The organism is Mesorhizobium sp. M7A.F.Ca.CA.004.04.2.1, assembly GCF_004022825.1.
Lineage (GTDB): Bacteria > Pseudomonadota > Alphaproteobacteria > Rhizobiales > Rhizobiaceae > Mesorhizobium.
Genome location: NZ_RZPH01000276.1, coordinates 1 through 6,196 on the forward strand (window position 1 = coordinate 1; position 6,196 = coordinate 6,196).

Sequence of the window (6,196 nt, forward strand, 5' to 3'; positions counted from 1 at the left end):
CCGGATAGCCGCCCCAGATCTCGCCTGCAGGGACATTGCTCATAAATCCACTTCTTGCGGCAAGCTTGGCCCCTGTCCCTATGGTCAGGTGATCCGCAAGCCCGACGCCGCCGCCCATGGTGACATTGTCACCCACGACCACAGAACCCGAAATACCCGAAAGCCCGGCTATTATGCAATTGCGGCCGATGCGGACGTTATGGGCGATCTGCACGAGATTGTCGATCTTGGTGCCCTGGCCGATGATCGTATCGGACATGGCGCCGCGATCGACGGTGGTGTTGGAGCCGATCTCGACATCATCCTGAATAACGACACGGCCGATCTGCGGCACGCGTTCTGGACCCTTGGCCCCGCCGACGAACCCAAAACCATCCTGGCCTATCCTCGCGCCGCCATGAATGATGACGCGATTGCCGATCAAGGCATACTGGATGCTGGCTCCTGGACCGACATAGCCGTCGCGGCCGATCTGGCAGGATTGTCCAATAACCGCATTTGGGGCGATGACGGTGCCGCTGCCGATCGAAGCACCTGGCCCGATCACCGCGCCGGCCTCGATGACGGCACCGGCTTCGACATGCGCGGTCGCATCGACATGAGCGTGCGGCGAGACGCCGGTTTCACTGGTCATTGGCCCTGGTGTCGCCGCCCTCGGAAACAGCAGACGCCCGATCAGCGCGAAGGCCTGTTGCGGACGCGGATGAATGAGAACGGCAACGCTTGCCGGCGCCTTGCCGGCAAATTCCGCCGGGCACAGGACCGCGGCTGCCCGCAGCGACGGCATCAGCGCGGAATTACGCTTGCCATCGACAAAGACGAGCGCATTCTCGCCGCCCTCGCTGGCAGGCGCGAGTGCTTCGATCGAAATATCGGAGTGGCCGGAATCGACGAGCACCGAGCCGGTCAGATTCGCGACTTCGCCCGCCGTATACCGGCGTGATGGCGCGAAGAACACCGGATCGGTCATTCCAGAAGCTATATCCAGCTAGGTCGGAACATTTCTCCCGGACCCTGAGGACCCGGGAGCATCGTTGGCCGCCGATCAGAAGCGGGTCGATATGCCGAAGTTGAATTCCTGCACGTCGTCGCGCGCTTCCTTCTTGACCGGGATCGCATAGTCGATACGGATCGGACCGAATGGCGATGCCCACATCAGGCCGAGGCCGACCGAGGCACGCAACTTCATGCCGACCGAGTCCTGAGTGACGCCAGCGGTGTCGACCTTGCTTCCATAGAGCGTTGCCGCGTCCGCGAAGACCGCGCCACGCAAGCCAAAGCTCTCCGGAATGACCGGGAGCGGGAACTGGGCCTCTGCCGACGCATTGAAATAGGTCGTGCCGCCGAGATGGTCGCCAGTAGCAGTATCGACAGGACCGATGCCGCCATAGGCGAAGCCACGGATCATGCGATCGGTGCTCTGGAACTGATCGAAAATCCGCAGACCATCGCTGCCGTATCCTTCAACATGGCCAGCGCCACCTGAAATGAGCCCGACCAGGTCGTACTGCTCCGACAGCGTCTGGTAGATGCTGCCGCGGCCCGTGACTTTCACGAACTTGGCATCACCACCGAGGCCTGCGACTTCCACGGTCGTGGTGGCATAGATACCCTCGTGCGGGCTCTTCATATCGTCGATGGTGTTGTAGACCAGCCCGAGGCTGACCGACGACTTGATCCAAGGGCTTTGTTCGATGCCGTCCAGGATAGCCGTGGAAACACTGCAACCGGGATCAGGAACCCCGTCGCCATTTGCATCGCAGCTGTCATCCAGCTCATATTTCTCTTGCGAGATGTTGTACGCCAACTGGGTCGAGATGCTGTCGGTGATCGGCAGACCGAAGCGCACCGTCGCACCCGTGGTATCGCTGTCGTAGTTGTCGTATTCCCTGGTCGACTTGAAGATGTCGAAGCCGGCGGCGATGCGCCGTCCGAGGAAATAAGGCTCGGTGAAGGACAGGCTGTAGTCGCGTGAATTCTTGCCGCCGCCCGCCGACAGCTTGATGAACTGGCCACGACCGAGGAAGTTGCGCTCGGTCACCGATCCTTCGACCGACGGACCGGCCGTGTCGCCACCGGTCGAATAACCAGCGCCCACCGAGAACTCGCCGGTCGATTTCTCGACCACATCGACCACCAGAACGACCTGGTCAGGCTGCGAGCCCGGCACGGTCGAGATGTCGACTTTCTCAAAGTAATTCAGGTTTTCCAGGCGCTTCTTCGCGCGCTGGATGAGCACCTGGTTGAAGGCGTCGCCTTCGCTGACATCGAACTCGCGGCGAATGACATAGTCACGCGTGCGATCGTTGCCGCGGATCTCGATGCGCTCGATATAGGCCTTGGTGCCCTGGTCGATCGTGTAGACGACCGAAATGGTGTGGTTCTCGAAATTCCGGTCGCCGCGCGGCGTGACCTGCGCGAAGGCATAGCCGGAACCGGCCACCTTCTCGGTCAGCGCGATGATGGAATCCTCGACGTTCTTGGCGTTGTAGACGTCACCCTTATGGGTCTCGATCACCGATTCCAGCGACTTGCCGTCGACTTCAGGGATCGAGCTCTCGACGCTGACATCACCGAACGTGTAGCGGTCGCCTTCCTGGACGGTGATGGTGACCGTGTACTTGTTCGTCGCGCTGTCGAGCTCGCCGACAGCAGACACGACCTGGAAGTCGGCATAGCCGTGATTGTAGTAGAAGCGGCGCAGCAGCTCCTCGTCCGCGCGCAGCTTGTCATCGTCATAGACGTCGTCGCGCAGGACGAAGGAAAGCCAGGACGAGCGCTTGGTATTGATGATATCCGCCAGGCGGCGGCTGGAATAGGCACTGTTGCCGACGAAATTGACCGCCGCGATCTGCGTGCGATCGCCTTCAACGATGTTGAAGACAACGTTTACGCGATTGTCGCCAAGCTGCATAACCTGCGTGGTCACGGTCACATCGTCACGACCAATGCGCCTGTATGCAGCCTTGACCGATTCCACGTCGGCATCGAGCGTCGCCTGCGAGAACGTTCCGCGCGGCTTCAGCTGCACCGCCGCCGCAAGTGCATTGTCCTTGAGCTTCTTGTTGTTCTGGAACAGCACCTGGTTGACCACCTGGTACTCGGCGACCTTGACCACCAGCGTCGAGCCGACCTGGTTGATCTGCACGTCCGAAAACAGGCCAGTTCCGAACAGTGCCTTGACCGCACCGTCGATATCGGAACTGGAGAAAGCCTTGCCCGGCTTGATGGTGATGTAATTGCGGATGGTCTCAGCGTCGATACGCTGGTTGCCGCTCACTTCCACTCTGCTGACGACAGCGGCTTCAGCCGCCGATGTGGCAACGAACTGCACTGCGAGCGCGCCTGGCACGACCATGGCCGCGGACAGGGTCACCGCGGACGCGGCGCTTAGAAACTTGGATGCTGCCTTCATCGGGCTTAATAACCTTTTCTCGTAGTCCCCACGGCGAGAAAACCGGACGTGCGGTAATTTCCCCTACCGTATTAACCGGATTTTCCCTACACGCAAGGCTTCTGGTTAATTTGTATTTACTTAACCCTGCGGCGTGGCTTTCGCGTCACTCATATCCCCTTGCATGGTAAACGGCGTCTCAACATCGTCCATGCAGAAGCCAAATTTCTTCATGATTTCAGCACCCAAACAGATCGTTCCAAAAAACGAACCCCATGAAGCACAGCACCAGAAGCAACCCGGCCCGATAGGCCATTTCCATCATCCGTTCCGACACCGGACGGCGAATGACAGCCTCCACCCCGTAGAACAAGAGGTGACCGCCGTCGAGGGGGGGAATCGGCAAAAGGTTCAGAATTCCGATGCCAACGGATAGCAGTGCAACCAGCTGCACCAGCCATTCGAATCCCAGTTTCGCAGCCCTGCCCGCCATGTCGGCGATCTTCACCGGACCGCCCAGCTGACATTTGTCTTCGCGCCCGACAACAAAGCGCTGCAGGAACTGGCCGGTGCGCTGGATGACGTGACCGGTTTCCTCGACCGCCGCCGCGACCGCTCCGACCGGCGTGTAGGTGATCAGCCTCGGCTGACCGAGTTCCTTGTTGTTGACGACACCGATCACGGCGACCTTGACCTTGTTGCCGAGCGCGTCTTCCTGTTCCATCAGCCGCGGCGCCGCGGTCACAGTGACCTCCTGGCCGTCGCGCAACATGACGAAGGTGATTGCGTCGTCGGCACGGCCCGAGACCAGGCGCTGGACGTCGCCAAAGGTTTCGACCTTGTTGCCGTCGACACTGACGAATCGGTCGCCGGGAAGGATGCCGGCCTTCGCCGCCGGGCTGTCGGCGGTCACCTCGGCCACCATGGGCTCGGCGACATAGCGGCCATAGGCGGTGAACAGCACGGAAAAGACGACGATCGTCAGCAGGAAATTGAACAATGGTCCGGCCACCACCGTTGCCGCGCGCTTCCAGATCGGCTGAGTGTGAAAAGCGACCTTGCGCTCGTCCTCGGTCAGCGTTTCAATTTCTTCCGACGTGGGCTGGCTCGATGTGGCGTTCATGTCGCCGACGAATTTTACATAGCCGCCAAGCGGTATCGCACACAGTTTCCAGCGCGTGCCGTGGCTGTCGTTGAAGCCGAAGAGTTCCGGGCCGAAGCCGATCGAGAAGGCCCTGACGCCGATGCCGCACCAGCGCCCGACAAGGTAATGGCCCATTTCGTGGACGAACACGACTACGGTCAGCACGAAGAGGAATGGCACCAGCGTGCCGAGGACAAAGCCTTCTGTGCTGAAAAGCGCGTGAAGAATCTCGTTCAAGACAAACCCTCAAATTCTTCCACGGCGCAGACTGCGCCGTGACTGTGACACCAATCCGGGCGAATCCAAGGCGCACCGCGCAAAGGACCCTGAAATGACATCGCTCAAACGGGAAACAGACCCTGCGCCGGATGATCGGCGTTCGCCGAAATCCAGCCGATGACGTATAGGGCGAATGCCGCTGCGACAAGCCCATCGACGCGATCCATGACGCCGCCATGGCCCGGGATGAGCGCACCTGAGTCCTTGCGGCCATGGCGGCGCTTGATCCAGGATTCGAACAGGTCGCCTGCCTGCGAGACAATCGACAGCACGAGCGCGACCAGGCCGAGCAATGCCAGATTGCCGACACCGGCAGCTGCGGCGAGGACCAGCCCGGCGACGACGCCGCCGACAGCGCCGCCGAGTGCGCCGCTGCGCGTCTTGCCGGGCGAGATAGAGGGCGCCAGTTTCGCCCCCCCAACGGCTCGGCCAACGAAATAGGCAAGGATATCGGTGGCCCAGACGACAGCGAACAGGAACAGGATGGCAATGAGGCCTGAACGATCGCCATCGCGCAGCAAGGCGAGCGACAGGCCTGAAACCGCGGCATAGGCAAGGCCGCTCGCATCCCATTGTCCGGTCTTGCGAACCGAGGCGGCTATCGCCGTTGCGGCAACGATGGCCGCCACAAGCGGCAGCAGCCAGGAGGCGGCCAGACCGCCAATCAAGGCGCCAATGAAGACAACCAGCAGTGCTTCCGGCAGGAAACCAAGGCCCGTTGCCCCGGTTGGCCGCGACATGCGGGTCCATTCATAGAAGATCGCCGCTACGATCACGGCACACAGCAGCCGGAACGGCAAACCGCCGATCCAGGTCAAGCCGAGAGTGATGATGGCGAGCACGATCGCCGAAACGATACGCAGTTGAAGATTGCTCATCCCGCGGCCGGTCGCGAAGCGACGTCCTGGCCCCCAAGTCCGCCGAAACGGCGTTCGCGGCCAGCAAACTCACGCAAAGCTTCCGCAAGGTGCTCGCGGCTGAAGTCGGGCCAGTAGCAAGGCAGGAAGACGAGTTCGCTATAGGCGGCTTGCCACAGAAGGAAGTTCGACAGCCGGAGCTCGCCGCTGGTGCGAATGACCAGTTCCGGGTCGGGAATGCCTTGCGTATCGAGCGCGCCGGCAAAGCTTTCGGCTGATATCGCCTCGGCGTCGAGTTCGCCACGCGCCACGGCCGCCGCAAGCTTTTGTGCCGTACGAACGATTTCGTCTCGTCCGCCATAGTTGAAGGCGATCACCAGCGTCAGCGATTCGTTTGCGGCCGTCAGCGTTTCGGCCTCGTCGAGCAGTCCCCTGATATCAGACTGCAGCCCTGCCCGGTCACCGATGATTCTAACCCGCACACCGCTCTGGTGCAGTTCAGCAAGGTCACGGCGAATGAAC

5 protein-coding genes are annotated in these 6,196 nt (G+C 61.1%); all 5 read right to left on the reverse strand.

All coding sequences use genetic code 11. From position 1 onward, the window contains the following. Positions 1–970, reverse strand: a 970-nt coding sequence (gene lpxD / locus EN893_RS14505) for a UDP-3-O-(3-hydroxymyristoyl)glucosamine N-acyltransferase (protein ID WP_128361604.1), incomplete at its 3' end; no start/stop codon positions are given. A 75-nt stretch (positions 971–1,045) separates the two neighbouring features. Next, positions 1,046–3,415, reverse strand: coding sequence for an outer membrane protein assembly factor BamA (gene bamA, locus EN893_RS14510; RefSeq protein ID WP_127268628.1), 2,370 nt, complete (start codon positions 3,413–3,415; stop codon positions 1,046–1,048). Positions 3,416–3,632: 217 nt separating this feature from the next. Next, complete coding sequence (gene rseP, locus EN893_RS14515; protein ID WP_127273216.1) at positions 3,633–4,775, reverse strand: RIP metalloprotease RseP; 1,143 nt, start codon at positions 4,773–4,775, stop codon at positions 3,633–3,635. A gap of 104 nt (positions 4,776–4,879) precedes the next feature. Further along, positions 4,880–5,695, reverse strand: coding sequence for a phosphatidate cytidylyltransferase (locus EN893_RS14520; RefSeq protein WP_127270545.1), 816 nt, complete (start codon positions 5,693–5,695; stop codon positions 4,880–4,882). Continuing rightward, on the reverse strand, positions 5,692–6,196 hold a 505-nt coding region (gene uppS / locus EN893_RS14525), incomplete at its 5' end, for a polyprenyl diphosphate synthase (RefSeq protein ID WP_128361605.1). The genes EN893_RS14520 and uppS, both read right to left, overlap by 4 nt.

What these genes read in the sequence shown, in the direction of transcription:
- bamA (WP_127268628.1), bottom strand. Translation starts at nt 3,415, where the DNA reads ATGAAGGCAGCATCCAAGTTTCTAAGCGCCGCGTCCGCGGTGACCCTG.
- EN893_RS14520 (WP_127270545.1), bottom strand. Translation starts at nt 5,695, where the DNA reads ATGAGCAATCTTCAACTGCGTATCGTTTCGGCGATCGTGCTCGCCATC.